This is a genomic window from Lentzea sp. NPDC051838 (assembly GCF_040681245.1).
Lineage (GTDB): Bacteria > Actinomycetota > Actinomycetes > Mycobacteriales > Pseudonocardiaceae > Lentzea.
On sequence record NZ_JBFAYI010000004.1, the window covers coordinates 84257 to 111228 of the forward strand.

Sequence of the window (26972 nt, forward strand, 5' to 3'; positions counted from 1 at the left end):
ATGCGTTTCCTGGTCGCTCCCAGCGGTTTCAAGGAGTCACTCGACGCCTGCGCGGTCGCCGACGCCATCGCCGCGGGAATCCACCGCGTCGTTCCCGGTGCCGTGGTCGACAAGGTCCCGCTCGTCGACGGCGGCGAAGGCTCGGCCCGTGCGCTCGCCGAAGCCACCGGCGGCACGGTGGTCCCGGTGCTCGTGACCGGGCCGATCGGCGCACCCGTGCCGTCGCACTTCGCGTTGCTCGGCGGCCCCGGACCGCGCACGGCCGTCGTCGAGATGGCCGCGGCGGCGGGGCTCTCCCTCGTCCCGAAGACCCATCGCGACCCGGCGAGCACCACGACGTACGGCGTCGGTGAGCTGATCACGGCCGCGCTCGACCTCGGCGCCGACCGGATCCTCGTCGGCTGCGGGGACTCCGGTACGTCCGACGGAGGCGCGGGGGCGTTGCAGGCACTGGGCGCGAGCATCCGGGACGCGAACGGCGAAGAGATCGGCCGCGGGGGAGCGGCACTGCTCGGCGCGCGCGTGCTCGATCTGTCCGGAGTGGACCCGAGACTGGACAAGGCCGAGATCACCGTGGCGTGCAACCCGCACAACGTGCTGTGCGGCGAACGCGGCGTCGCGAGGATCTTCGGTCCGCAGAAAGGCGCGACACCCGGCCAGGTCGAGCAGCTCTCGGCAGCCCTGGACACCTGGGCCGGCCTGCTCGGCGACGTCAGGACCATTCCCGGCGGCGGCGCGTCCGGAGGCCTCGGCGCGGGCCTGCACGCCCTCGGCGCCACCCTCGTCCCGCGATTCGACGTGATCCTCGACCACTCCGACCTGGACGCACGATTGCCGTTCGCCGACCTCGTCATCACCGCGGAAGGCGCCATCGACGGCCAGACCCCGTACGGCAAGGTGCCCGCCGAGGTGGCGCGCAGGGCGAAGAAGCACGGCAAGCCGGTGATAGCCCTCGCCGGCACCATCGGCACTGACGCCCGCGTCAACCACGACATCGGCATCGACGCCTACACCAGCATCATCGCCGCACCGGTCGAACTGGACACCGCGATCGCCAGAGCCGCCGAACTGCTCACCGACGCCACCGAACGCACGCTGCGCCTCGTGCTGGTCGGCGCGGCGCTCACATGACGACGATCTCGATCTCCGGGCCGAGCTTCGCGCCGTCCAGCAGCTCCAGGTCGTCGCCGCTCCAGAACTTGCCGGGGTCGTACCAGTTGGGCCGACGCTTGGGCAGCAGTCCCATCTCCGCGTACGTCACGGCCACGATCTCCGCGCAGAACGCGCTCTCCAACGATGCGTTGTCCTTGGGCCGCAACGGAACCCGCCCGCGCAACCACCGCGAGGCGAGCTTCGCGGTGGACGGGAACGGCGTGCCGTCGAGCCGCGCCACCGTCTTGAGCGCGGCGTCCTCCATCTCGCGCGTCACGGCGTGGTCGAGCTGCCGCAGCCACGCCCGCTGCCCGTACTTGTCGTGCCACGTCACCACCGCGTCGCGCAGGTCGTGCAGCTGCGCCCCGCGCTGGTGCGTGCCGCTCCACGTGTCCTTGAGCGACTTGCCGAGCTCGGCGTGCCACATCAACGGCGGCAGGTCGTCGATGACGATGGCCATGCCCACGTGGTTGACCGGGCTGTTCGTCATGGCCTGGATGGCCCGGTCCGCCGGGCTGCGGCCGCGGAACACCCACACGTCACCGGTGCGGGTCATTTCCACGGCTCGGTCCAGAGTTGTCGCCATGACCCGTAGCCTAGGCACATGAAGCTGTGGAAGGTGATCGGTCTGGCCGCATTCGCGGGTGTCGCGGCGAGCGGCGTGGTCGTGGCCCGCAACCAGCGCCGCCGCGCCGCCTACACCCCGGACCAGGTGAGGGAGCGTCTGCACGAGCGTCTCGCCGAGGCCTCCCGGAACTCGGGCTGAACCACGGTCAGGACGCGTCCGCAGGGACGGCCTGCCGTGCCCGAGCGCTCGGAATGAGCCGGTAGGCCACCAGCGACGCCACCGCGAGCAGGCCCGCCGCCACCAGCGCCGTGCCCTGCATCGCCTCGGTGAACGTGCCCGTCGCCGCCCACGCCGACAGCACGGTGCCGAGCACCGCGATGCCCAGCGCCGCACCCAGTTCGTAGGCGGTTTCCGACACCGCTGACGCCGCGCCGGCCTTGTCCGCGGGCACGGCTGACACGACGGCGTCCGTCGTCAGGGTCAGCGCCAGGCCCACGCCCGCGCCGACGACCACCAGCGCCACCGCGATCGCGCCGTATTCTGCCGAGAACCCGACGATCGCGAGCCCGGCAGCGCTGACCAGGAGTCCGAGCGCGATCGCCCGGCCCAGGCCGAGCCACCGCACGGCCGGGCCGATCAACGCGATCACGAGCATGCCCGCGACGCCGAGCGGCAGTTCGCGCAGGCCGGCCTCGAGCGGCGAGTAGCCCAGCACGTTCTGGAAGTACTGCGACAGGAAGAACACCAGCCCGGTCAACGCGAACACAGCGATCATCGTCGCGCCGACGGCACCGCTGAACGCCGGCTTGCGGAACAACGCCACGTCGAACATCGGGTGCTTCGAGGACTGCTGCCGCCGCACGAACAGCCACAGCCCGGCCGCGCCGACGAGCCCCGCGGCCAGCGCGGTCCACGAAAGGCCGACCAGCGCGACCTCCTTGATCGCGTACACCAGCGGCACCACGCCCACGGCGGACAGCAGGGCCGACACCAGGTCGAACGGGCCAGGCGAGGGGTCGCGGCTCTCCGGCAGCCACCACGCGCCGAAGATCAGCAGCAGCGCCATCACCGGCAGGTTGATGATGAAGACCGAGCCCCACCAGAAGTGCTCCAGCAGCACGCCGCCGACCAGCGGGCCCAGCGCGGCACCGGCCGTGGCCATCGCCGCCCACACCGCCACCGCCCGCGTGCGTTCGGCGGGGTCGGTGAACAGGTTCCGGATGATCGACAACGTCGACGGCATGATCGTCGCGCCTGCCACGCCGAGCAGTGCGCGGGCCACGATCAGCCAGCCCGCCGACGGTGCGAAGGCGGCCAGCAGTGACGCGAGGCCGAAGCCGAAAGCACCGGTCAGCAGCAGTCTCTTGCGGCCGATCCGGTCGCCCAGCGTGCCCATCGTGACGAGCAGGCCGCCGAGCACGAACGAGTAGATGTCGCCGATCCACAGCACTTCCGCCGCGGACGGCGCGAGTTCGTGCTGGAGCGCCGGGATGGCGAGCGCCAGCACCGTGCCGTCGACGGCGATCAGCAACAACGCGAGCGCGAGCACGCTCAGAGCTGCCCACTTCCGCATGAGATCCCCCTTAGCCGACCATCTGGTCTGTAAACTAAGCTACCGTCCAGACGGTCGGCTAAGCAAACGGATAGGTTGATCCCGTGCCCGGAGAACAGCGCAACGCGCCCCGCACTCGCCGTGAAGTGATCGAGGCAGCCGCGCGCGCGTTGATCGCGCATGGGCCGGGAGTGAGCCTCGACGCGGTGGCGAAGGAGGCGGGCGTGTCGAAGGGCGGGCTGCTGCACCACTTCCGCACCAAGCAGGCGTTGCTCGCGGGCCTGATCGACGAGTGGTTCGACCGCTACGACACGATCGTGGAGAGCCTGCTCGAACCCGAGGACACGCCGGGCCGGTGGACCCGCGCGCACATCCGGGCGACGTTCACGCCGGACGATCTGTGGTCTCACCCGTCTGTCGTAACGGCCTTGCTCGGCGTCCCGGAACTGCAGCAGCGGATGGACGTCGCCGCGACCCGCTGGCGGCAGCAAACCGATTCCGACGGGCTTCATCCACAACGGGCGGACCTGATTTCCCGTGCACTCGATGGTGTGACGCTGGCGGATCTTCTGTGGCGCGACCAGGAGACGTCAGAAGACCGGGAACACACCCGTGACCTGCTGTTGAAGCTCACCGAGCAGCCCGGTCCGCTCGTCTGATGTTGTCAACTGATCGTTGTAAAGTGGAACAGCGCTGACACCGGACAACGAGATCTGCGTACCTTCGGAAGTGGTTGCACTCCGGGGGGAGCCAAATGCCGATCGTGTTGTCGGAATCCGCGCCGAAGGGTCGCGGGTTGACGATTCTCTTCGAGCTGGAAGATCTCGCGCGCACCCGCTTCGCGCCGGCGCCACTGCCGATGTACGAGTTGGTGTTCACCGTGCACAGCGGCACCTGGGACCGCCTGCTGCTGCCGCAGATCCGTCCGCTCGCCGAACTGGTCAGACCGGGCCGCTTCATCCCGGACTTCTTCAACTCCGCGCGCCCCGACTTCGACGAGGCCGTGCGCCAGGTGCTCGACACGCCACCGACGAGGGTGCGCGACCAGATCGCGAGCATGCTGGGCACGACGTCGCCGTGGCTGAGGTCGTTCGCGGCCGGCACCCCGACCTCGCGCCAGGACCTGCGTTCCGCGTTGAACGCGGGCTTCCGGGATCTCCTCGGCACCAACTGGCCCGAGACGCGCCAGGCGTTCGACGCCGAGGTGCGGCTGCGCTCGTCGCAGGCGGTGTCGCGCGGGCTGGGGAACCTGCTCGGCAACCTGCACCCGTCGATCTCGTGGACCTCGCCCGCGCTGCACGTCGAACTGGGCTGGGACACCGAGATCTCGTTGCGCGGCACCGGAATGCTGATCGTGCCGGTGCTGCACGGCCTGACCCGGCCCGCAGTGTCGATGTTCGCCGAGCCGCAGCCGCTGCTGTTCTACCCCGTCGCGGCACCGCAGCCGAGCGGGGCTTCGCTGGAACTGGCTCTGGGGCGCACCAGGACGTTGGTGCTGCGGGCGTTGACGTCTGAGCGCACGACCACCGAGCTCGCCAAGCACGTGGGCATCAGCCTGCCCACCGCGTCACAGCACGCGACGGCCCTGCGCACCGCGGGGTTCGTGTCCACCCACCGCAACGGCAGGTCGGTCCGCCACCGCCTGACCCGTCGCGGCTGGGAACTGCTCAACTGAACCTGGGAGGCCTGCATGACCGCGCTGCCGCGGTACCGCACCGACCCGAGCCCCCGCGCGCTGGCCACCCGGCTGCGGGCGCTGCTCACCGCCCAGGTTCCCGTCGCCTGCGGTGTCTACGCGGGCCTGGCCGCTCCCGTCGCCGAGTCGCCGTTGCACGCTCGGATCACCTACGCGATGGCTTTGGCGTTCGTCGGCGGTGCTTCCGCTGGGGTGCCTCGGTTCGAGCCGCCGCCGTCCGCCCAGCTGCGGCTGCTGACCTCAGCGAGCTGGGGCCGGCTCGACGGCGTGGGCGCGGACATGACGACGTTCCCCGTCGACCTCGCCTCCGAGCTGTGGTGGCGGGTGCACGAGCGCGCTTCCGGCTCGTTGCGCACGGCCGAACGCCGCGTCGCCTGCGATCTGTTGCTGCGCCTGGGATATCCGCAGCGCGCGGCCTCGGCGATCGGGCTGTCCGTCATCGACGCCCGCCGGCACGTGCTCTCGCCGGACCTCGCGCTCGAGCAGCTCGCGGTGCTGCGCTGCCACGTTCCGGCGTCCGTGGTGGAGACTCTCGCGCTGCGCGGGGCACGTTCCGGCCTGCCCGCCGAGGCACGGCGGGAGCTGGCGTTGTTCGTGGTGTTCCGCAACGCCGCCCGCGGTGCCGACTCCACGTCGATGCAGGCGGCCGTCGCGCTGGCGGTCAAGGCGTCGTCGGAGCTGCCGCTCAAGGGGTTCGCCGGGGCGCTCCAGCGGGCCCGGCTGCACCGGGCGATCGCGGCGGTTCCGTTCGTGCGGCGCGACATCGCCGAGACACACAGGCTGCTCGGCCGCGCGTTGGAGTGCCTGACGTCCGTCGCGCCGGACTCCTCCGAGATCGACCGGCTGGCGTGGGCCGACGAGGCGTACGCGCTGTACTGCTTCCTCGTGCGGAGCCACCTGGCGATCGGACTCGGCCAGCGCGCGGTCGAGTACACCGACGAGCTGGTCGAGCTCAGTCCCGGCGACGACCGCACGTGGGCGTTGCGCGGCGATGCCTTGGTGGCGTGCGGCCGGCTCGACGACGCACTGGACGCCTACGCGCGCGGCGTGTCACTGGGCGGTTGGGGTGCGGGTCGGGCAGCTCACCTCCGTGGTTTCGTGTTGGAACGGCTCGGCCGGGTCAGCGAGGCTGCCGCGGACTACGTGCTGTCGCACCGCATCGACCCGACGGCTTCGGTGTCAGCGGGCATCGGCGGTGACCAGCAGCCGCAGGTGCGCGCTGAGCCAACTGCTCGTGGCCGGGCCGTCGGCGAACGCAGTGACACGGGCCGCCGCCGTGCGCAGGCCCGCGCGGTGCAGGTCAGCGCCGACCTGGCGCGTGCGGGTCAGGAGGCTGTCCGTGATGTTGTCCAGGCCTCGGTGCGCCGCATCGGCTAACACCAGCAGCGCGTTGTCGACCACCGCGGTCAACGGGTCTGTGGTCGTGTCGCCTGGGGGTAATGGTTGCGGTGTCGTGTCCGTGGCCAGGTCGAGCACCACCACGCCGTTGGTGGTGTGGACGGCGATCGGGTCTATCACCAGGGTGCCGCGGTGCCTTCGGACGGTGCCGGTGATCGTGGTCGGGTTGGCGCGCAACGCCATCGCCAGTGCATCGAGTGAGTGCGGGGCTGTGGCTCGGTGGGTGGCCTCGAGAAGGCATTGGCCGCCGTTGTGGAGAAGCGTTGCCGTGACACGTTGGGCTGCTGGGTCGTAGGCGATGTCGCCCACCTCCGTGACCCTCACGGCCCGCACCAGCTCGGCCTCCACCCTCGCCCGCACCTGGCGCGGCGGCAGCTCGGCCAGGTGCGCGGCGGCCGCGGCGTAGTCGTCGATCACCAGCGCCTGCGGCAGGTGGTCCCACGACGTGCCGACCGGCGTCAGCGAGGTTTTGGCGACCCTGCTGGTCTTCAGCGTCACGACACGGCTCGCGCTGCGGGTCGCCGACTCCGAGACGACGTTCGACGCCGCCAGTTTCTGGACCGTGCGCAGGGCGGTGTCGCGTTGCACCAGCACGACGTCGCCGGACGCGAAGTAGACGTCCGCGGTGGTTTCGGTGCGCAGACGTGCCCCCAGTGCGGTGAGCCTGACTCGGCGCAGCGGTGTCTCGGCGGGCTCGTCGAAGCCGAGGATCTCCGCGCGCGGGCCCGTCGCGGTGGTGCGGGCGTGCAGCTCGGTGAGCAGCGCGGCGAACTGCTGCGACTCGTAGTCCGCGCTGCGCCGACGGTATGCGGCCAGTTGTGCGAGCAGGTCGGTGATCACCGCGGCCGGCCAGTGCAGGCGCTGCGCCGTCAGATCGCGGTGCAGGCGTTGCCACGCGACGTCCAGGACCTCGCTCGCGTTGGTGGCGCCGTCGAGGAGCAGCTGGTCGAGAAGGTCCGTCACCGCTGTCAGATCCGTTGCGGTGGTGGGAGATCCGCCGACGTCGACCGTGTCGGTGTCCTGCGAGTCGGCCTCGCGGAACGCCCACACGGCCAGCGCCGTCGCCTCGTCGCGGTTGACCGCGTCGGTGTGGACGTACGACAGGTCGCCGGGCACGAGGAACGTCACCGTGCAGGTCGGCAGCTCGGCCTGCGCCGTCTGGTCCTCGGCGGTCGGACGGCGCAGCTTGGCGCGGTAGCCGGCCTGGAGCACGCGGCGGGCGCGGCGCAGTGTTCGTTCGCCCATCAACGCCGTCAGGTCGTCGTCGGTGAACGTGCCTGGAGACCACAGCTCGGCCGGTGCGGCCGATTCCTGCGTTCGTTGGTAGGCGAGGACTACCGCGATGCGGTGACGGCACACGCCCGCCGCACCGCAGCTGCACTGGGCCGCGTCGAGGGCGGTGTTCGGCGGCAGTGTCGTGGTGGTGCCGTCCGGGAACTTGCCCTGGACGGTGCCGGTGGGGTCGGTGTCGAGCGCGGGAACGGCACCCGCGTCGAGCTCCTTGACTGCGCGCTTCACCAGGCCGCGGTTGGCGAGCGCCGCGAGCGCGTCCGGGGTGAGGGCCAGCAGGTCGGGTCTGGTCACCTGAGTTTCTCCGCAACGAATTCCGCTAGCTGGCCTGGGGTCATCGCGCCGACGTGGGCGCCGACGTTGGCGAGGCGCTGGCCCAGCGCGCGGTCGTAGTCCGGGTTCGCCTCCTCGTCCAGCGCGGCCAGGCACAGGACCTGGGTGCCCTGCTCGCACAGGTTCTTCACCGTGCGGACGAGGTGCGCCTCGTTGCCGCCCTCGTAGAAGTCGCTGATCAGCGCCACGATCGCGCGGCGCGGGCTGTCGACGAGGCTCGCCCCGTACGCGGTGGCCTTGGCGATGTCGGTGCCGCCGCCGAGCTGCACCTTCATCAGCAGCTCGACCGGGTCGGTGACGTCGGACGTCAGGTCGACGACGTTGGTGTCGAAGGCGATGAGGTGCGTCTTGAGGCCCGGCAGGCCCCACAGGCAGGCCGCGGTGACCGCCGAGTGGATCACCGAGCTCGTCATCGACCCGGACTGGTCGACCAGCAGGATCACCTGCCACTGCTCGACGTGCTTCTTGGTGCGCGAGAAGAACTTCGCGTGCTCGATCGAGAGCTTGCGCTCGTCGGGCTGGTAGCGCTGGAGGTTCGCCCTGATCGTGGCGCGGAAGTCGAAGTTGCGCGAGTTGCGGTGGATGCTCGGCCTGCGCGACCTCGTGCCGCTGAACGCCTGCCGCACCTCGGTCTTGAGCTTCTCCATCAGCTGCTTGACGACCGCCTCGACGATCTTGCGCGCCATCGCGAGCACTGCCGGGTTCATCAGGTGCTTGGTCCGCAGCACCGCGCGCAGCAACGCCGGGTTCGGCTCGATGCGTTGCAGCACGTCGGGATCCGTGACCACGTCGGTGATCTCGTAGCGTTCGACGGCGTCGCGTTCCAGGCGTTCGATCGTCTCCCTGGGGAAGAGCCGGTGCACCTGGTCGAGCCAGTCGACGGTCTGCAGCACGGAGTCCTCGCTGCCGCCCTTGCGCACGCCGCGTTCGGCCAGGTCGGGATCGCGCCCGTAGAGCCAGTCGAGCGCGGCGTCCCGTCCGGCCGCGTCGCCCTGCAGGCCGCCGGCGCAGCGCTGCGCGGGCTCGCCGAGGATGAGCCGCCACCGTTCCATGTCGGTCACGCGAGACCGCCCTTCACCAGCAGCGCGTCGACGCGCTTCTCCACGGCCATCGCCTCCGCGATCACCATCGGGTCGGAAGCGAGACGAGTGACTGTCCGCGCGTCGCCCTGGACGCCGCGGTGGGACAGCACCGTCGCCGCGATCGTCTCCCTTTCCCTGGGCGGGAAGTAGCTGAAGGCGAGCCGCAACGCGGGCAGCGCCACCAGGAACTCCTCCTCGGTCATCGCGCTGACCAGCTCGTCCAGCACGCCGACCAGCTCGGGGCTCGCCAGCACCTCTTCGCGGGCCACCGCGAACAAGCCTGCGAGCCAGTCGCCGAGCTCCTTGATGCCGCGGGCCTTCCGCACGTCCGGCTGCGCACCGAGCGTCCACGCCAGGCCGAGCGCCGCGCCGCGCAGGTCCGGTGGCGCCTGCACGTCGTTGCTCACGCGGGTCGCCACGCCCGTGACGTCCGCGATGTCCAGCGACAGCGCGGCTTTCGCGTGCAGCACCGCGTCCCTGGTCGCCGCCATCGCCCGCAACCGGTTCTCGTCGGCCGGAGCCGGTCCGCCGTGCAGGCCCTCGATCAGCCACAGCACCCTGGCCGTGCCGGTGTCGATCACCGCGCCCAGCAACGGATCCTTCGCCGTGCCGAACAACCTGTCGTGCCGCCACAGCCCGAGCACGCCACCCAGCACGTGACCGAGCGCGCCGAGATCGCCGGTCTCTTTGACGCCTTCGTTGAGCGTTTCCTTGACCCTGCCGGACAACGCCGTGATCCCGCACAGCACCGCGTCGAACAGGATGCCCGCGAGCTGGTCCAGCTGCGCGTGCCGGGAGCGCCGTTCGAGCGCCACCCCGGCCGCTTCCGGAAGCGTGGCACCGTTCTCGGCGGCCTCGATCAACGCCGCCAGCCGCTCCTCGACGGGCTTGAGCGTCCACTGCTCGTCCAGCTGCGGTGCCGCGCCCTGCCGCGGCCCGCTCGTGCGCTCGAAGCCGGGAATCCCCAGCACCCGGAGCCGGTGCAGGATTCTGCTGCGCTCCAACGCGTTCGCGTCCGTGAGGTCGAGCGCGACCTTGCCCTCCTGGTCGAGACCGTGCGCGCGGAGCAGCTCCTGCACGGCGTTGACCAGCGGCGGTGCCGGGGTGTCCGGGTGCAGGCGCCCGACCTTGTCGCCCCGCAGCGCCCCGATCATCTCGACCAGCGCGGGGTGCGCGCCGGGCTGCAACGTGCCACGCCGCGTCCACGGCGGCGGCTGCGTGAGGTCTTCGGAGATCAGCGCGCTGGTCAGGCCGTCGAGCACGTCGGTGCGAGCGAGGTTCTCGTGTCCGCGCAACCGGGCGAGAGCTCCGGCCTGGGTGTGCGCCGCGATCAGGTCCGCTGTGGACACCGGTTGCTGCTTGCGGCGCAACCGCGTCGCCACCGACTCGATGAGCCAGTCCGCGGCTTTCTGCGCGCCGTTCTCCCAGACCTGCTGGTAGTAGCCCGGCGACGGCATGCCCGACTGGTAGCCGGTGAACGCGTCGAGCCGTGAGTGCGAGTACGGCACGAGATAGCTGGCGCCAAGTTCGCGTTCCGGCACCTCAGGCCACTCAGCCTCTCCGTCGAGCTTCGCCTTGAGCGCTGCCGTGTGGAAGCCACCGGTGATCACGACGACGGGCCTGTCGCCCGCGTCCTTCACTGCCGCCCGCACCCAGCGCGCCATGTACTCCTCGCGCGCCGAGTCACCCTCGTCCGCCGTCGCCGTGCCGCGCAGCAGGTCGAAGTACTCGGCCATGCCCTTCGGCTCCTCCTCGGACTCGAAGAGGTGGTCCCAGAGCGCGTCGACGTTGTCGACCGCGAACTCCTTGCACAGCCGCTCGACGACCTCCGCGTAACGCAACTCTGCGTCCGCGTACCGGTTCGTGACGTCGTGGAACGCCTTGTGCCACGCGGGCAGGTCGATGAACCTGACCTCGGCGTGGTGGCGGCGTGCCTCGGTGATCGCCACCCACTCCGGCGAGTAGTCGCAGAACGGCGACCACGACGCGTGCTCTGCGGAGTAGCTGAACAGCGCGACCGGCAGCTCGTGGCCCAGCAGCAGCTCGTCGATGCGCTCGTTGAAGTCGGCAGGACCCTCGATCAGCACGTACGCCGGCTGATGTTCCTCGATGGTGGCGGCGACCAGCCGGGCACAGGCGGGACTGTGGTGCCGGACGCCGACGAACACGGCCCCCATCAGCCGGGCAGCAGGTGCCGGGCCTGGTGCAGCTCCTGCCACTGCTTGCCCTTGCGGCGCGGCGCGTGCTGCTCCAGGTACCTGCGCAGCCGCGCGAGGTCCTCCGCGTTGTCCTTGGCCGCCGTGCCCGCCAGGCACTCGACGACGTCCGCCGCCGTCCCCGCCTCACCGCGCAGGAACCAGCCGCGCAGCCCGACCGCGTGCGCCACCGACACCGCCTCGGCCGTGCTCATGACGGTCGTGAGCCGGTCGTTGCCCTCTCGCAGGTCGCGGAACGTCTTGACGAGCACCTCCAGCACGTCCCGCTTCGGCGCGAGCTGCACGCCGGAGCGTTCCAGTAGCTTCGCCGCTTCCTGCTCGACCAGCGCGAGCTCGGTGTCGAAGTCCGCGATCGGGAACACCGTCTCGAAGTTGAACCGCCGCTTGAGCGCCGCGCTCATCTCGTTGACGCCTCGGTCGCGCGTGTTCGCCGTCGCGATGACGTTGAACCCGTCCTGTGCGAACACCATGCCGTCCGGCCCGTCGAGCTCTCCGATCGCCATCACCCGGTCCGACAGCATCGAAAGCATGCAGTCCTGCACCTCGAGCGGACAGCGGGTGATCTCCTCGAACCGCACGATCTTGCCCTCGGCCATTCCCTTGAGCATCGGCGCGGGCACGAGCGAGCGCGGCGACGGCCCCTCCGCCACCAGCAGCGCGTAGTTCCACGAGTACTTGATCTGGTCCTCGGTGGTCGCGGCGCCGCCCTGGATGGTCAGCGTCGACTCGCCGCACACCGCGGCTGCGATCAGTTCGGACAGCAACGACTTCGCGGTACCCGGCTCGCCGACGAGCATCAGGCCGCGGCTGGTCGCCAGCGTGACCAGCGCTCTGTCCACAAGAGACGGATCGCCGACGAACTTCTTGGTGATCTTCTGCTTCTCGTTGCCCACCACGAAGGTGCGGGCGGCTTCGAGACTGAGCGCCCAGCCGGGCGGCCTCGGCGCGGTGTCGCCGTCGCGCAGGCGTGCGAGCTCGTCCGCGAAACGGACCTCGGCGGGCGGGCGCTGCATCGTCTGGGTGCTGGTCATGAGTGGAGGGACTCCAGTTCGGAGAGCAGTTCGGAGATGGTGACCGGGTCGAGCGCGATCGTGGTGGGGGCGTCCTTCGGCGCGGACCACTCGCCTTTGCCGCTGGGCGAGAACCACACGTCGGTGAGGGAGATCTCGGGGAACTCGTCGACGACGCCCACCGCGATACCGGGGTCGAGCCTGACGACGAGCGCACCGCCGTCCGGCACCGGGCGGGTCATCCAGCACTCGACGCCGGCGTCCTGAGGCGTGCCGCGAACCCAGCTCCTCTTGGTGAGGCCGAGGATCTTGCCGAACGGGTACGGGGTGTCGCAGTACTTCTTGAGCCGCCCGAGCAGGTCCTCGCCGGATCCCAACTGGTGAACCGGCCGGCCCAGCTGGGGGAACGGCTGCAGGATCTCGTAGTCGGCGAGCGTCTCGCTCCAGGTCTCGAGGCTGTCGCCGAGCTCTGCGGCGTGCGCGACCCGAACCGTGGTGCCCTCGGCGAACGTGAGCTCGTCGTCCTCGACGCCCGCCGGGGTCCGGTCCTCCGCCAGGCGGAAGGCGACGTTCTCGTCGGTGATCCAGACCAGGCGGCGGACCAGGTGCCAGAGCAACGGGTGCGGCACGAGCACCGTCAGGAACTCGTCGATGGCCCAGGTGCGCTGGTCGACCATGGCGCGTTCGAGGCGTTTGATCTGGTCGGACGCGATGGTGCGGACATCCTTCTTCAACGTCGTGAACCGCTTGTGCTCCCTCGGCGCCAGGTCCTCGTCGTCCTTCGCGCCCGGCTTGGGGAGATCCTTGCGGCGCTTGCCGTCCGGGTCGATAACGAACGGCTTGAGCTGCTCGTCGAAGCCGACCGTGAACTGGCGCGAGCCGTAGTCGATCACCAGGGTCGCGGCGTCGTCGAGGCCCAGCCGCGGCACGAGCCGGTCGGACAGCTGGTCGCGCGAGAGGCCGAGCGCGGTGGCGATCTGGGTGACCTTCTCCTGGGCCTTGGTCTTGAGGCCCTTGAACGACACCTTCTCCGCGATGGTGTTGAGGTGGGACAGGGCGATCTCGGTGCCGATCTCGGCGAGGACGTCGAGACCCGCGACGGCTCTGGCGTGCAGTCCCTCGCCCGGCCAGTCGCGGATCAGCGGGGACAACGCGCGCACCGTCGAGTCGTCGCCGAACCAGCCGAGCGCGCTCAGCGCCCAGTTCTCCTTCGACGGCGCGCCCGCCTGGTCCCAGGCCTGGAAGACCGCCCAGGCGAACTCGGCCAGCGAGATCGGATCAAACTTCTGTCTGACGATTGGCAGCCCGGCGTAGACGTCGTCCGGCTTGGACAGCGCGGCCATCATCAGCAGGTCGCGCGTCGCCTGCGCGGACAGGGCGTGCTCGCGGCCTTCGAGGAGGACTTGGGGGAGCAGCCGGGGGTCGGCCCAGTCGCCGATCACCGGCAGTCTGGCGGGCAGCACGTCGACCGGATCCACCGACAGCACGACGTCGATCGCCGCCCGCGCACCGCAGTCCTCGGCGACGGCCGGCACGTCCACACCCATGCCGCGCAGATGGCGCAGGGTCACTTCGGCATTGCTGCGAGCGGTACCCGCCTTCCCCGTCGCCGCGGGGATGAGCAGGCGAACGGCCAGGTCGCGGTGGCGATCCAGCCACTCGACGGCCCACCGCTTCGCCTGCTTGCTCCTCGCGAACCAGCCGGCCATCACACCTGCCACCTCGACGGTGGCGAACGGCAGCAGCAACAGCCCGTTCGTCGCGGGGGAGGCCTGGGCGAGCCGCACGAGCGCGGGCACGGCGTCGATGCCGAACTTGGCGGCGATCTTGCGGCCCCAGTCCTCGGCGTCGGAGGTCCAGTTCGGCTGCCAGTCCGCGAGCAGGTGCCGCACCTCGTCCGCCGGGGCGATGAGGAACAGGTCGTTGTCGTTGTAGCCGAGGGTGCCCGCCTGGTACTGCTCGAGCAGCTTCTTCCAGTTGTGGCTCTTCAGGTACCAGTCGTAGCTGAACGCCTTCAGCCATTCCTCTTCCTCGCCCGGCAGCCACTGGAGGGACGCCTGCGGTGCTGGAACGTCGTTCAGCACCACGGGTTTTGCCTGCGGCTTGCGGTGGTGCCACGGCGGCGAGGCCAGCAACGGCGGCAGCTGGTCGGCCGACGCTTCCGGCAGCGTCTTCGCCTCGGACTCGGCGACCATCGCCGTCACCTCGGCGGACGCGGTGAGCGACGGGTTCGCCAGCAGATGCGCGGTGAGCAGCTGCCGGACCTCGTCGCTGCCCTGGATGCGTTCCGTCATCAGCCGCACGGCCCTCGTCGGGAACGCGGCCATCGCGGCCTGCAGCGCCGGACGCGCGTACTTCCTGTCCAGCCGGTCGAGCAGGATGGTGAACGCCTCATCCGTCGGCAGTGCCGCGAGAACCTTGTACGCCTGCTTGCGGCGATCCGATGTCCCGTAGCCCTCGTCGAGCTCCTCCGCGAGCAATGGCGCGATGGCCGGGCCCAGCACGTACGCCGCCGTATACATGACAGCGGCCGAGCCGGTCAGCGGCTGGTCCTGCTTCTCGTAAGCCTTGATGTCGCTCGCGCTGCACGGCAGCATCCACGAGCGGCTCTGCGTCCACTGCTGCTTGCACGCCTGCGTGAACCAGTCGGCCCGCGCCGGCACCAGGTACGACCGCGCTTCCTTCACCATGGCCGTCGCGCGCAGTGCGTCCAGCGCGGCCTCGACTTCCTGGCGCTCCTCGTCTTGTGCCGAGGCGAGCGCGTACCGGGCAGCGGTGAGCATCTGCGCGTCCGGCTTGTCGGGCTCCGAGTCGTAGCGGTCGCGCCGGTGCTGCAGAACGATGCCCGTCCACCTGCCGCGCCGCTCGTCCCACTGATCGAGGTAGGCCAGCCCCATCAGCTCGACGGTCGCGGTGACGGCGAAAACGAGTCCGTGGTCTTCGATCCAGGCGTGGATCATCGACGGGCTGTAGGTCGTGATGGCCGCGATCGCCGCTGCGCCAACAGGGTTCGGCTGTCCGGCCAGGTGTTCGCGGGCTGCGGCGACCAGGTCCGGCTTCGCGTTCTTGGCGGACAACGCGCGTTCGATCGCTTCGGACTGGTCGGCCAGGTGCTGTCGCGCTTGGGCTGCCTGGGTGGGGTCGAGGGTGAACTCCGGTGCCGGGGTGTAACCGCGCTGCCGCACGACGTCGCGTAACCAGGGTCTGGGCATGACCCAGGTGTCCTCGTCGAGGGTGGCGGGTTCGGTGGGGGAGCTTGGGGAGGTGGCGGTGGGAGAGGCGACAGTGGGCTGGTTGGCAGGCGAGGCGATGGTGGGCTGGTTGGCGAGCGAGGCGGTGGCGGATGCGGGCGTTGCCGTTGCGGATTCGCGGTAGCCCTTCTTCTCCTTCTCCGCCACCACCTTCGCGACGTGCGCCTGCGCCGCCTCGACCGATGCGAGTTCCTTGGTCTGGGTCTGGCCGGCTGTGCCGAGCCGTCCGAACCGGACGGTCACCTCGGCGCCGTCCTGGCCGATCTCCCAGAACTTCGCCGAGCCGCTCGTGACGAGTTCCCACCTGCGCACTGTCGTACCCCTCTGATCAGTTACCGGAGTTGATTTCCGCGGACAGTACCCAGGGCTTTTTGGGTCGGCTTAAAGAACTGACGCCCTGGGCGGATCACGCGCGCAACGACTCCAGTTCGGACACGATCTCGGAGATGGTGATCGGGTCGGCGTCGAAGGTGCTCGGCGCGTCCTTCGGGGCGGACCAGTCACCGTCGCCGTTGGGCGAGAACCACATTTCGGTGAAACTGACCTCGGGGAACACGTCGACCGCGCCCACGGCGATGCCGGGGTCCAGCGAGGCGACGAGAGCGCCGCCGCTGGGGATGGGCCTGGTGATCCAGCACTCGACGCCCGCGTCCTGGGGTTCGCCGCGGACCCAGCCCTTCTTGGTGAGGCCGAGGATCTTGCCGATCGGCAGCGGTACGTCGCAGTGCTTCTTGAGGGTGGCGAGGACGTCGTCCTGGGAGGTGATCAGGTGGACCGGGCGGCCTAGCTGGGGGAACGGCTGCAGGATCTCGTAGTCCGCGAACACCTCGCCCCACGCGGGCGAACCCTGCAGATCGACGGGGTGCGCCACGCGGACCGTCGCGTTCTCCGGGAGCGTGAACTCGTCGTCCTCTGCGTTGGCCAGCGTGCGGTCTTCGGCGAGGCGGAACGAAACCCCCTCGTCGGTGATCCAGACCAGGCGGCGGACCAGATGCCACAGCAACGGGTGCGCGGCCAGCACCGTGTCGAACTCCTCGGCGGTCCACGTGCGCTGGTTGACCATCGCGCGTTCGAGCCGCTGGATCTGGTCGGACGCGATGGTGCGGACGTCCTTCTTCAGCGCCGTGAACCGCTTGTGCTCCAGCGGTGCCTTGTCCTCGTCGTCTTTGGCGCCGGGCTTCGGGAGGTCCTTGCGGCGCTTGCCGTCCGGGTCGAGCACGAAGGGCTTGAGGTGCTCGTCGAAGCCGACGGTGAACTGGCGCGGGCCGTAGTCGATCACCAGGGTCGCCGCGTCGTCGAGGCCCAGGCGCGGCACGAGACGGTCGGACAGCTGGTCGCGCGACAGGCCCAGCTCGGCCGCGATCTGGGCGACCTTCTCCTGCGCCTTGGTCTTGAGGCCCTTGAAGGACACCTTCTCGGCGATGCTGTTCAGGTGCGACAGCGCCACCTCGGTGCCGATGTCGGCTAGCACGTCGAGACCCGCGACGGCCCTGGTGTGCTGGCTCTCGCCCGGCCAGTTGCGGATCAGCGGGGACAACGCGCGAACCGTGGAGTCGTCGCCGAACCAGCCGAGCGCGTTCAGCACCCAGCCCTCCTTCGACGGGCCAGCGGCCTTCTGCCACTGGTCGAACGCGGCCCACGCGAACTTCGCGAGCGAGTCGCGGTCGAGTGCCTCGCGGGCGATCGGCAGACCCGCGTAGAGCTCGCCCGGCTTCGACAGCGCGGCGGTCATCAGGAGGTTCTTCGCTGCTTCCGGCGACAGGGCGTGCTTGCGGTCGCTGAGCAGAACTTGGGGGAGCAGGCGGGTGTCGGCCCAGTCGCCGAGGTTCGGCAGCTTGGCCGGCAGGACGTCGATCGGGTCGACGGACAGCACGACATCGATCGCCGCCTTCGCCCCCGCGGCCTCGGCGACGGCCGCCACGTCGACGCCGATGCCGTGCAGGTAGCGGAGCGCGGCCTCGGCGCTGCGACGGGGGACGCCCGCCTTGCCCGCCGCGGCCGGGATGAGAAGCCGGGCGGCCTGCTCGCGATGGCGGCCCAGCCACTCGATGCCCCAGCGGCGGGGCTGCTTGGTCCGTGCGAACCAGTCGGCCATCTGCGCGGCCACCTCGGAGGTGGCGAACGGCAGCAGGATCACGCCGCCGGAACCGGGGCTTCCCTGAGCGAGCCGGATCAGCGCGGGCACGGCGTCGACGCCGAAGCGGGCCGCGAGCCGCCGGCCCCACTCCTCGACGCCGTAGCTGTAGTTCGGCTTCCACTCGGCCAGCAGCGGCCGCACCTCGGCCTCGGGCGCGAGCAGGAAGAGGTCGTTGTCGTAGTAGCCGACCGTGCCCTTGCGGAACTCCGCGAGCAGCTTGCGCCAGTCCTGGTGACTGGAGATCCAGTCGTCGCCCTTCTTCAGCCACTGCTCGCGTTCGCCCGTCTCCCACACGACGGACGCGTCCGGAACCGGAAGGTCGTTCAGCACCACGGGTTTTGCCTGTGGCTTGCGGTTGTGCCACGGCGGCGAGACCAGCAGGGTCGGCAACTGGTCTGCCGAGGCTTCCGGCAGCGTCCGCACCTCGGACTCGGCGAGCACCGCGGCAACGTCGGCGGGCACCGTGAGCGACGGGTTCGACAGCAGGTGCGCGCTCAGCAACTGCCGCACGGTGCCGTCCGACACCCGTTGCGACAGCAGCCTTGCCGCACGCTTCGGGAACGCGGCCATGGCGGACAGCAGCGCCGGATGCACGTACTTGGTGTCGATGCGGTCGAGCAGCATCGTGAACGCCTCGTCGGTCGGCAGGCCCGCGAGGACCTTCAGCGCCAGCTTGCGGGTGTCCGCGACCTGGTACTCGCCGTCGAGCTCCTCCGCGAGCAGCGGCGCGATGGCAGGGCCCAGCACGTAGACCGCCGTGTAGAGCACGAAAGCCCAGCTGGGCAGCGACCGGCCTGCCTTGTCGTAGTCGGCGAGGCTGCTGGCGCTGCACGGAACGAGCCACCAGCTGAGGTAGTGCGACTGACCGGCCACCTGGTCGAACCAGTCCGCCCGCGACGGCACCAGGAACGCTCGCAGCTCCCGCGCCTGCGCCGTGGTGGCCACCTGCTCCAGCGCGGCTTCCGCGGCCTCGCGCTCCTCGTCGCCCGCCAGCGCGAGCGCGTACCTCGCCGAGATCAGCATGTGGCCTTCCGGCTCGGTGCGGCTGATCTGGTGGTAGCCGTGCCAGCGGAACAGGCGGGTCTCGGTCCTGTGCCGGCCGCGCTCGTGCCACTCCTGCTGGAACGTGATCCCCATGAACTCCACCGTCGCCGCGGCCGCGAACGCCAGACCGTGGTCGGCGATCCAGGCGTGCACCGCCGCGAGTCCTGACGACGTGATGGTGGCGATCGCCGCCGCACCGGCCGGATTCGGCTGTCCGGCGAGGTGTTCGCGGGTCGCTTCGACGAGGTCGTCGGCGGAAGCCTGCGAGGACAGGGCGCGCTCGACGAGGTCGGCGTGTTCGGTGGCCTTGCGGCGGGCTTCCGCTGCTTTGGCGGTGTCGAGGGTGAACTCCGGCGCCGGGTGGAAACCGCGCTGCCGCACCACGTCGCGCAGCCAGGCCTTGGGCATGACCCAGGCGTCCTCGTCGATGGAGAGGGCGTCTGGGGTGGAGGCATCGGTGGTGGGGGAGGCCGGGGAGATCTCGGTGGAAGGTCCGGTGGCGGGAGCGGATGAGCTGGTGGTGGGTGCGGACTGGCCCGTGGTGGGAGTGGCGGCGGGTTGCTGGGCGCCGGCCGCGCCGGTCGTCGGGACCGAGCCGACTTCGGCGTAGCCCTTCTTCTCCTTCTCCGCCACCAGTTTCGCGACGTGCGCCTCGGCCGCCTCCGCGGAGGCGAGCTCCTTGGTCTGGGTCTGGCCTGCCGTGTTCAGCCGTCCGAAGCGGACGGTCACCGCGGTGCCGTCCTGCTCGATCTCCCAGAACTTCGCCGAGCTGCCCGAGACGAGCTCCCACCTGCGCACTGCCTGCACCCCTTTGGGTCGGAAACCGGAGTCGATGTCTGTGAAGGACGTTACTGATGGGGTCTGACAATTTTTGACGCTACGAGCGCAGCGACTCCAGTTCGGACAGGATTTCGGACGCCGTGATCGGGTCGATCTCCACGGTGGGCGAGGAGTTCTTCCGCGACGACCAGTAGCCGTGGTTCATGGGGGAGTACCAGAGCTCGGTGAAGCTGATCTCCGGGAAGAAGTCGATGGCGCCCACCGCGATGCCGGGGTCGAGCGAGGCGACGAGCGCACCACCGCCGGGAACGGGCCTGGTCATCCAGCACTCCACGCCGGCGTCCTGCGGTTCGCCGCGGACCCAGCCCCTCTTGGTGAGGCTGAGGAGCTTGCCGATCGCGTAGGGCTCGTCGGTGTACTTCTCCAGCCCTGTCAGGAAGTTCTCGCCCGGCGGCAGCAGGTGCAGTGGCCGGCCGAGCTGCGGGAACGGCTGCAGGATCTCGTAGTCGGCGAAGATCTCGCCCCAGGCTTCGAGGGTGTCCTGGAGATCGACCGGGTGCGCGACGCGGACGGTGGCGTTCTCCGCGAGCGTGAACTCGTCGTCGCCCGCGTCGGCGAGCGTGCGGTCTTCTGCCAGGCGGAACGAAAGGCCGTCGCCGGTGACCCAGACCAGGCGGCGAACGATGTGCCACAGCAACGGATGCGCGGCCAGGACCGTGCGGAACTCCCCGGCGGTCCACGTGCGCTGGTCGACCATGGCCCGTTCGAGGCGGTGGATCTGGTCGGCGGCGACGGTCCGGACGTCCTTCTTCAACGCCGTGTAGCGCTTGTGCTCCAACGGCGCGCGGTCCTGGTCGTCCTTCGCGCCCGGTTTCGGAAGGTCCTTGCGCCGCTTGCCATCAGGGTCGAGCACGTACGGCTTGAGCTGCTCGTCGAAGCCCACGGTGAACTGGCGCGGGCCGTAGTCGATCACCAGCGAGCCCTCGTCGTCGAGGCCGAGACGGGGGACCAGGCGGTCGGCCAGCTGGTCGCGGGACAGGTCCAGCTCGGCGGCGATCTGGCCGACCTTCTCCTGTGCCCTCGACTTGAGGCCCTTGAACTTCACCTTCTCGGCGATGCTGTTCAGGTGGGACAGGGCGACCTCGGTGCCGATGTCGGCGAGCACGTCGAGACCCGTCACCGCCTTGGCGTGCTGGCTTTCGCCAGGCCAGTTGCGGATCAGCGGCGACAACGCGCGCACCGTCGAGTCGTCGCCGAACCAGCCGAGCGCGCTGAGGCCCCAGCCCTCCTTCGACGGCGCCCCGGCCTCCTGCCAGCGTTGGAAGACCGCCCAGGCGAACTCCGCCAGCGAGTCGCGGTCGAGTGCTTCGCGGGCGATCGGCAGACCCGCGTAGACGTCGCCCTGCTTCGACAACGCGGCGGTCATCAGCAGGTTCTTCGCGGCTTCCGGTGACAGGGCCTGCTTGCGGTCGCTCAGCAGCACCTGGGGCAACAGCCTGGTGTCGGCCCACTCGCCGATCACCGGCAGCTTGGCCGGCAGCACGTCGACCGGGTCGATCGACAGCAACGCCTCTTTGCCTGCTTCGGCTTCCGCGGTGGGAGCGGCGATGTCCACGCCCATGCCGTGGAGCTGGCGGATCGCGGCCTCCGCGTTGCGGCGTGCGACACCCGGAGCCCCCAACGCGGCGGGCAGCAGGAAGCGGGCGGCCGTCTCGCGATGCCGGGCGAGCCAGCCGAGCGCGACGCGCCGGGTCTGCTTGAGGCGCACCAGCCAGTCCGCCATCAGCGTGGCGACCTCAGGACTCGCGAACGGCAGCAGGATCGACGCAGCACCGACGTTCGACTCGGCGATGTACAGCAACGGCGGTAAGGCGTCGAAACCGAACCGTGCGGCGATGCGCTTGCCCGACCGCTCGGAGCTCCAGCCCAGGCGAGGCCGCCAGTCCGCCAGCAGGTGCCGGACCTCGTCCTCGGGCGCCATCAGGAAGAGGTCGTTGGCGCTCCAGCTGTTCTTGTTCTTGAGGTAGTCCTTGAGCAGGTCACGCCAGTCGTGGTGGTCGCCCCAGTACGCGCCCTTCAGCCACGCGTCGCGCTCGCCCGGCTCCCAGACCGCCGACGGCGCGGGCACCGGAACGTCCTGCACCACCACGGGCTTCACCGGCGGGCGGCGGTGTAGCCACGGCGGCGAGGTGAGCACCGACGGCAACGCTTCCGCCGGGGCTTCCGGCACCTTCGTTTCGTCGGTCGCGGTGAAGCCTTCCGGCACCTCGAGATGCGGGTGTGCCGTCAGGTGCACGCTCAGCAGCTGCCGCAGATCGTCGTCGCCCTCCGCCCGTTCCGCGAGCAGCCGGGCGGCACGGGCCGGGTACGCCGCCACCGCCGACAGCAGCGCCGGGCGGACGTACTTGGTGTCGAGCCGGTCGAGCAGGATCGTGAACGCCTCGTCCGTCGGCAGCCCGGCCAGCACCTTGAGCACCTGCTTGCGGCTGTCCGCGCGCTGGTACGACTTGTCGAGCTCCAGCGCGAGCAACGGCGCGATGGCCGGGCCTAGCACGTACACCGCGGTGTTCAGGAGATACGCCCCGTTGGTCAGCGGCGCCGGGGAGCTCGCGAACTCGTCGTAGTTGCTCGCGCTGCAGGGAACCATCCACCACTTCGTCGACGAGTTCGGCTGCGCGCACGCCTCGTCGAACCAGTCGGCCCGCCACGTCGCCAGGTAGGCGCGGATCACCTCGACGTCCGGGTGACTCATCCGGCCCAGCACCGCTTCGGCTTCGTCGCGCGTTTTGTCGTCCGCGACTGCCATCGCGTACCGCAGCTGCGTGAGCATCTGGGCTTCCCGGCTGCCGTTGCTCACCTGCACCGAGCCGTCGTAGCGGTACACGTGCGAGTCGCTGAACTCACTCAGCTGCGGACGCCACACCGGGCCGGAGTAGATCCCGATGCTGTGGATCGTCGCCTCGACCGCGAACGCCAGCCCGTGGTCGGCGATCCAGTGGTGCACCGACGCCACGTCGCGTTCGGTGATGATGGAGATCGCCGCCGCCCCTTCGGGATTCGGCTGTCCGGCCAGGTGGTCCCGCACGGCCTGGACGAGCTCGGCGTCGGAGTCCTGTGCGGCCAGGACGCGGTCGAGGGTGGCGACCTGCTTGACCTGCCTTTGTCTCGCGGTGGCGGCCATGTCGTGGTCCAGCGAGAACATTGGTGCTGGATCGAATCCGCGTTGGCGCACCACTTCGCGCATCCAGGACTTGGGCATGGACCAGGTGTCTTCGTCGATGGCGGGCGCGGGTTCGGGGGTCGGTTGATGGGGGTCTGGGGTGGAGGCCGGCTCGAAGGACGCGGCGGTGGCGGGAGAGGTCGTGGTGGTGGTGGGAGTTGCGGTAGTCGAGGATGCGGCCGCTGTGGTGGGAACTGAGGTGGTGGCGGAGGGGACGGCGGTGGCGGGAGAGGCCGTCGTGGCGGGAACTGCGGTAGTGGGGGATGCGGCAGTGGTGGGAGAGGTCGTGGTGGTCGGAGCCGCGATGGCGGTGGGAGGCGCGGTGTTGGGGGAGGACACGGCGGTGGCAGGAGAGGCCGTAGTGGTGGGAGCTGTGATGGTGGGAGTGGCGGCGGTGATGGGAGAGACCGCGGTGAGAGTCGTGGCGGTGGCGGGAGAGGCTGTGGTGGTGGCCTGGGCGGTGCTTGGAGACGCCGCGGCTGGTGCTGAGTCGGCTGCGGCGTAGCCCTTCTTCTCCTTTTCCGCCACCAGTTTCGCGATGTGCGCCTCGGCCGCCTCCGCGGATGCGAGCTCCTTCGTCTGGGTCTGGCCTGAGGTGCCCAGCCGTCCGAAGCGGACGGTCACCGACGTGCCGTCCTGCTTGATTTCCCAGAACTTCGCCGAGCCGCCCGAGACGAGCTCCCACCTGCGCACTGCCGTACCCCCTGGGGTCCGATCCGAGTTGATGCGGGGACCGTACTAAGCCGGTCTGACACTTTTCGTCGATCACCAGAACAAGCAGGTCAGCTCACGAGTGCAGGGACTCCAGGTCGGCTAGGAGCTCCGAGGCCGTGACCGCGTCGATCTCGAAGGTGTCGGGGCTGCCCTCGCGCGGGGGCGTCCAGTGGCCCTTGCCGGAGGGTGAGAACCACAGGTCGGTGAACTTGACGTCCGGGAAGACGTCGATCGAGCCGATGGCGATGCCTGGGTCCAGGCAGGCGACCAGGGCGCCGCCGGCGGGTAGCGGGCGGGTGATCCATTCTTCTACGCCCGCGTCTTGGGGGGTGCCGCGGAGCCAGCCTCGTTTTGTGAGGCCGAGGATTCTGCCCACTGGCGCGGGGACGTTCAGGTACTTGGCCAGCTGTGGGATCAGGGGTTCGTCGGGCGAGAAAGCGTGGGTCGTGCGGCCTAGTTGCGGGAACGGTTGCAGGATCTCGTAGTCGGCGAACACCTCGCCCCACGCTGTCAGCGTGGCTTGGAGCTCCACTGGGTGGGCTACGCGGACTGTCGCGTTCTCGGGGAGGGTGAACTCCTCGTCGTTCGCGTCGGCGAGGGTGCGGTCTTCTGCCAGGCGGAACGAAAGGCTCTCGTCGGTTAGCCAGACCAGGCGGCGGACCAGGTGCCACAGCAACGGATGGGCGGCCAGCACTGTGTGGAACTCGGTGGCGGTCCAGGTGCGCTGGGTGATCATGGCTTGTTCGAGACGCTGGATCTGGTCGGCCGCGATCGTGCGGACTTCCTTCTTCAACGTCGTGAAGCGCTTGTGTTCCAGCGGAGCTTTGTCCTGGTCGTCTTTCGCGCTGGGCTTCGGGAGGTCCTTGCGGTGCTTGCCGTCCGGGTCGAGGACGTAGGGCTTGAGGTGCTCGTCGAAGCCGACGGTGAACTGGCGCGGGCCGTAGTCGATCACCAGGGTGGCGGCCTCGTCCAGGCCCAGGCCGGGAACGAGTCGGTCGGACAGCTGGTCGCGGGTCAGGCCCAGGGTGGCGGCGATGTCGGCCACCTTGTCCTGCGCGCGGGCTTTGAGCGCCTTGAACTTCACCTTCTCCGCGATGCCGTTCAGCTGCGCCAGCGCTGTTTCGGTGCCGATCTGCGCCAGGACGTCGAGGCCTGTCACGGCTTTCGCGTGCGCGTTCTCGCCCGGCCACGCGCGGATCATCGGTGCCAGCCGGAGGACTGTCTCGTCGTTGCCGAACCAGCCCAGGGCTTGCAGCGCCCAGCCCTCCTTGGGCGGGGCCTCGTCGTCCAGCCAGGTGCGGAAGACCGCCCAGGCGAACTCCGCCAGCGACTCGCGGTCGCAGGCTTCGACGGCTAGCGGCAGACCCGCGTAGGGAGTGTCCGATTTGGACAGTGCTGCTGTCATCAGGAGGTTTGTCGCCGCCTCTGCCGACAGGGCGGACGTGCGGTCGGCCAGCAGCACCTGGGGGAGCAGCCGGGTGTCGGCCCACTCGCCGATCACCGGCAGCTTGGCGGGCAGGAGGTCGACCGGGTCCGCGTCGATCGCCGTGCGGACGGCCTCGGCGGCGTCGGCGCTGACGAACGCGGCTACCGCGACGACGTCGATGCCGACCGTCAGCTGGAGGTGGCGGAGCGCGGCTTCGGCGTAGAGGCGTTCTGGGCCTGCAGCTCCCAGTGCTGCGGGCAGCAGGTGGCGGGCGGCTTCCTCGCGGTGGCGGGCCAGCCAGGTGACGGCGAACTTCCGCGCGGTCTTGAGGCGCACCAACCAGTTCGCCATCAGCCCGGCGACCTCGGTGCTGGCATACGGGAGCAGCACCACACCGGTCGCGTGCGGGTTGCTCGCCGCGAGACGGAGGACGGCGGGATGGGCGTCCAGCTCGTACTTCGCGGCGATGGCCCTGCCCCAGCTCTCGCCACCCCAGTTGTCGGCGGGCACCCAGACGGCGAGCAGCGGGCGGGCGAGATCCTCAGGACCGGACAGGAACATTCGGAAGTCGTTCTCGCCGTTCCGGCCGGTCCTGATCGCCTCGGCCAGACTCTCCCAGTAGGAACCCGTGTTCCAGTCGGCGCCTTTCGCCAGCCACTCCTCGCGCTCGCCCGGCAGCCACGCGATCTGCGCTGGAGGAACCGGAACATCCTTCAGCACCAACGGTTTCGGCTGTGGTCGGCGATCTGTCCACGGTGCACCGGTCAGCACTCGGGGCAACGCCGAAGCCGGTGCGTCCGGCACCCTTCGCGACTCGACCTCGGCCAGCAGTGCCGTGGTGGCAGCCGGAACGTCCAGGCCCTCGTGCGACATCAGGTGTGCTCGGAGCAGCTGCAGGCAGTCCGCGTCGGAACCGGCGCGTTCGGTCAGGAGCCGGACCGCGCGCAGCGGGAAGGCCTTCATCGCGGACAGCAGCGCCGGCCGCACGTACTTTTCGTCGAGCCGGTCGAGCAGGAGCGTGAACGCCTCGTCGGTCGGCAGGGCGGCGAGCACCTTCAACGCGAACTTGCGCTCGTCCGCGCCGAGCTGTTGCTGGTCCATCTGCAGGGCGATGAACGGCGCGATCGCGGGCCCCAGTGTGTACAGCGCTGTGTGCATCGTGGTCGGCGTCGACGTCAGGTCGAGCCCCTGCACCCGCCCGAGCTGGTCCACCGTGCTCACCGCGCACAGCGCTAGCCAGTTGGGGCCGTAGTACGGCGGTGGCAGCTCGTTCGCCTCTTCGAACCAGTCGTGCCGTGTCGGCGCGAGGAACGCCCGCGCCCGCCGCCCCGCGTCCGTCGCGCCGACCTTCTCCAGCTCCGCGACCGCCGCGTCGTAGGTGGCGTCGTCGGCGGCTGCCAGGGCCGCGCGAAGCTGCCCCAGGTTGTCGCTGTCGTGGCTGTGCAGCTGCACCGTGTGATCCCCGAAGCGCTTCAGGTAGGCGTCGAAGGTTCGGCCCGTGCGCGAGTTGACGTGGCCGCCGACGAAGACGGCCGTGTGATGCGCCGCTGCCGCCGCCGCGAACGGCAGACCGTACTCCGCGATCCACCAGTGCACCGACGCCTTGCGCAGCTGGGCCACGCGGGCGAGCAGTGCCGCGCCCTCGGGGCTCGTCCGTCCGTCGAGGTGCTCTTGCAGGACGCGCACCAGTGGTTGCTCCGACAGCTGATGCGTCATGACCGCGGCGATCTCTTCGCCGTTGGCCGCCACCCAGTCGCTCACCTCCTGTGCGAGAGCGAGGTCCGGAGTGAACGGCTTCGGCAACGGTTCGACGTCCCGCCGCCGCAGCGCGTGACGCAACCACGCCGGCGGCATCTCCCACGTGTCCTCGCTCGAGAGAACGACCGCGGGCTTCTCGCCCGCGCTCCGGTAGCCCTTCTTTTCCTTCTCCGCCACCAGTTTCGCGACGTGTGCTTCCGCCGCCGTCTCCGACGCCAGCTCCTTCGTCTGGGTCTGGCCGGCCGTTCCGATGCGTCCGAACCGGACGGTCACCGAGGCGCCGTTCCGCTCGATCTCCCAGAACTTCGCCGAGCCGCCGTCGACGAGCTCCCACCTGCGCATGTC

The 26972-nt window shown here is 70.1% G+C and carries 15 protein-coding genes and 2 pseudogenes; 6 read left to right on the forward strand and 11 right to left on the reverse strand.

The window, feature by feature from the left end; genetic code table 11:
• The gene (locus AB0M24_RS11635) at positions 1-1131 is read left to right on the forward strand and encodes a glycerate kinase (protein ID WP_363764569.1); all 1131 of its coding nucleotides are present in this window, start codon (positions 1-3) and stop codon (positions 1129-1131) included.
• On the opposite strand, the gene AB0M24_RS11640 is transcribed toward AB0M24_RS11635, so the two are convergent.
• Positions 1124-1738, reverse strand: coding sequence for a hypothetical protein (locus AB0M24_RS11640; RefSeq protein WP_363764572.1), 615 nt, complete (start codon positions 1736-1738; stop codon positions 1124-1126). The genes AB0M24_RS11635 and AB0M24_RS11640 overlap by 8 nt on opposite strands.
• Positions 1739-1756: 18 nt before the next feature.
• Between AB0M24_RS11640 and AB0M24_RS11645 the strand changes: the two genes are divergently transcribed.
• The gene (locus AB0M24_RS11645) at positions 1757-1918 is read left to right on the forward strand and encodes a hypothetical protein (RefSeq protein WP_363764576.1); all 162 of its coding nucleotides are present in this window, start codon (positions 1757-1759) and stop codon (positions 1916-1918) included.
• 7 nt (positions 1919-1925) lie between these two features.
• Here AB0M24_RS11645 and AB0M24_RS11650 read toward each other — a convergent pair whose 3' ends face one another.
• The gene (locus tag AB0M24_RS11650; RefSeq protein ID WP_363764578.1) at positions 1926-3293 is read right to left on the reverse strand and encodes an MFS transporter; all 1368 of its coding nucleotides are present in this window, start codon (positions 3291-3293) and stop codon (positions 1926-1928) included.
• An 83-nt stretch (positions 3294-3376) separates the two neighbouring features.
• Here AB0M24_RS11650 and AB0M24_RS11655 point away from each other — a divergent pair, with 83 nt between their 5' ends.
• The 3 genes and pseudogenes from AB0M24_RS11655 to AB0M24_RS11665 all read left to right on the forward strand — a co-directional run.
• Complete coding sequence (locus tag AB0M24_RS11655; RefSeq protein WP_363764581.1) at positions 3377-3931, forward strand: TetR/AcrR family transcriptional regulator; 555 nt, start codon at positions 3377-3379, stop codon at positions 3929-3931.
• Positions 3932-4026: 95 nt separating this feature from the next.
• Entirely contained in the window at positions 4027-4947 is a 921-nt protein-coding gene (locus AB0M24_RS11660; protein WP_363764585.1) for an ArsR family transcriptional regulator, read from the forward strand.
• 657 nt (positions 4948-5604) lie between these two features.
• A pseudogene (locus tag AB0M24_RS11665) lies at positions 5605-6006 on the forward strand (BTAD domain-containing putative transcriptional regulator); the annotation flags it as partial.
• A gap of 141 nt (positions 6007-6147) precedes the next feature.
• Here the strand turns inward: AB0M24_RS11665 and AB0M24_RS11670 are convergent.
• The 7 genes from AB0M24_RS11670 to AB0M24_RS11700 all read right to left on the reverse strand — a co-directional run bounded on the left by AB0M24_RS11670 (position 6148) and on the right by AB0M24_RS11700 (position 22711).
• Positions 6148-7950 carry an SWIM zinc finger family protein gene (locus tag AB0M24_RS11670; protein WP_363764588.1) on the reverse strand — a complete coding sequence of 601 codons (1803 nt, stop codon included), beginning with the start codon at positions 7948-7950 and terminating at the stop codon, positions 6148-6150.
• A complete protein-coding gene (locus tag AB0M24_RS11675; RefSeq protein ID WP_363765721.1) occupies positions 7947-9041 on the reverse strand; it encodes a VWA domain-containing protein in 1095 nt (364 codons plus the stop codon). Before AB0M24_RS11675 ends, AB0M24_RS11670 begins: the two co-directional genes overlap by 4 nt.
• A 5-nt stretch (positions 9042-9046) precedes the next feature.
• Complete coding sequence (locus AB0M24_RS11680; RefSeq protein ID WP_363764591.1) at positions 9047-11290, reverse strand: DUF5682 family protein; 2244 nt, start codon at positions 11288-11290, stop codon at positions 9047-9049.
• Entirely contained in the window at positions 11248-12318 is a 1071-nt protein-coding gene (locus AB0M24_RS11685) for an AAA family ATPase (protein ID WP_363764594.1), read from the reverse strand. Before AB0M24_RS11685 ends, AB0M24_RS11680 begins: the two co-directional genes overlap by 43 nt.
• Positions 12315-15860 carry a DUF4132 domain-containing protein gene (locus tag AB0M24_RS11690; protein WP_363764597.1) on the reverse strand — a complete coding sequence of 1182 codons (3546 nt, stop codon included), beginning with the start codon at positions 15858-15860 and terminating at the stop codon, positions 12315-12317. Before AB0M24_RS11690 ends, AB0M24_RS11685 begins: the two co-directional genes overlap by 4 nt.
• A 94-nt stretch (positions 15861-15954) precedes the next feature.
• Entirely contained in the window at positions 15955-19527 is a 3573-nt protein-coding gene (locus AB0M24_RS11695) for a DUF4132 domain-containing protein (protein WP_363764600.1), read from the reverse strand.
• Between the two features lie 79 nt (positions 19528-19606).
• Positions 19607-22711 carry a DUF4132 domain-containing protein gene (locus tag AB0M24_RS11700; protein WP_363765724.1) on the reverse strand — a complete coding sequence of 1035 codons (3105 nt, stop codon included), beginning with the start codon at positions 22709-22711 and terminating at the stop codon, positions 19607-19609.
• A 145-nt stretch (positions 22712-22856) separates the two neighbouring features.
• Here AB0M24_RS11700 and AB0M24_RS11705 point away from each other — a divergent pair, with 145 nt between their 5' ends.
• On the forward strand, positions 22857-23234 hold the full coding sequence (locus AB0M24_RS11705; protein ID WP_363765756.1) for a hypothetical protein: 378 nt from the start codon (positions 22857-22859) through the stop codon (positions 23232-23234).
• Positions 23235-23275: 41 nt separating this feature from the next.
• On the opposite strand, the pseudogene AB0M24_RS11710 reads toward AB0M24_RS11705, so the two are convergent.
• Together AB0M24_RS11710 and AB0M24_RS11715 are read right to left on the reverse strand one after the other, a co-directional pair.
• Positions 23276-23422, reverse strand: a pseudogene (locus AB0M24_RS11710) (WGR domain-containing protein); the annotation flags it as partial.
• Between the two features lie 94 nt (positions 23423-23516).
• A complete protein-coding gene (locus AB0M24_RS11715) occupies positions 23517-26969 on the reverse strand; it encodes a DUF4132 domain-containing protein (RefSeq protein ID WP_363764603.1) in 3453 nt (1150 codons plus the stop codon).
• Between the last annotated feature and the right edge of the window lie 3 nt (positions 26970-26972).

Excerpts from the sequence above, each read along its gene's own strand:
- AB0M24_RS11660 (WP_363764585.1), top strand. The coding sequence starts at position 4,027 with ATGCCGATCGTGTTGTCGGAATCCGCGCCGAAGGGTCGCGGGTTGACG.
- AB0M24_RS11640 (WP_363764572.1), bottom strand. The coding sequence starts at position 1,738 with ATGGCGACAACTCTGGACCGAGCCGTGGAAATGACCCGCACCGGTGAC.
- AB0M24_RS11675 (WP_363765721.1), bottom strand. The coding sequence starts at position 9,041 with ATGGAACGGTGGCGGCTCATCCTCGGCGAGCCCGCGCAGCGCTGCGCC.
- AB0M24_RS11650 (WP_363764578.1), bottom strand. The coding sequence starts at position 3,293 with ATGCGGAAGTGGGCAGCTCTGAGCGTGCTCGCGCTCGCGTTGTTGCTG.
- AB0M24_RS11685 (WP_363764594.1), bottom strand. The coding sequence starts at position 12,318 with ATGACCAGCACCCAGACGATGCAGCGCCCGCCCGCCGAGGTCCGTTTC.
- AB0M24_RS11635 (WP_363764569.1), top strand. The coding sequence starts at position 1 with ATGCGTTTCCTGGTCGCTCCCAGCGGTTTCAAGGAGTCACTCGACGCC.
- AB0M24_RS11645 (WP_363764576.1), top strand. The coding sequence starts at position 1,757 with ATGAAGCTGTGGAAGGTGATCGGTCTGGCCGCATTCGCGGGTGTCGCG.
- AB0M24_RS11715 (WP_363764603.1), bottom strand. The coding sequence starts at position 26,969 with ATGCGCAGGTGGGAGCTCGTCGACGGCGGCTCGGCGAAGTTCTGGGAG.
- AB0M24_RS11700 (WP_363765724.1), bottom strand. The coding sequence starts at position 22,711 with ATGTTCTCGCTGGACCACGACATGGCCGCCACCGCGAGACAAAGGCAG.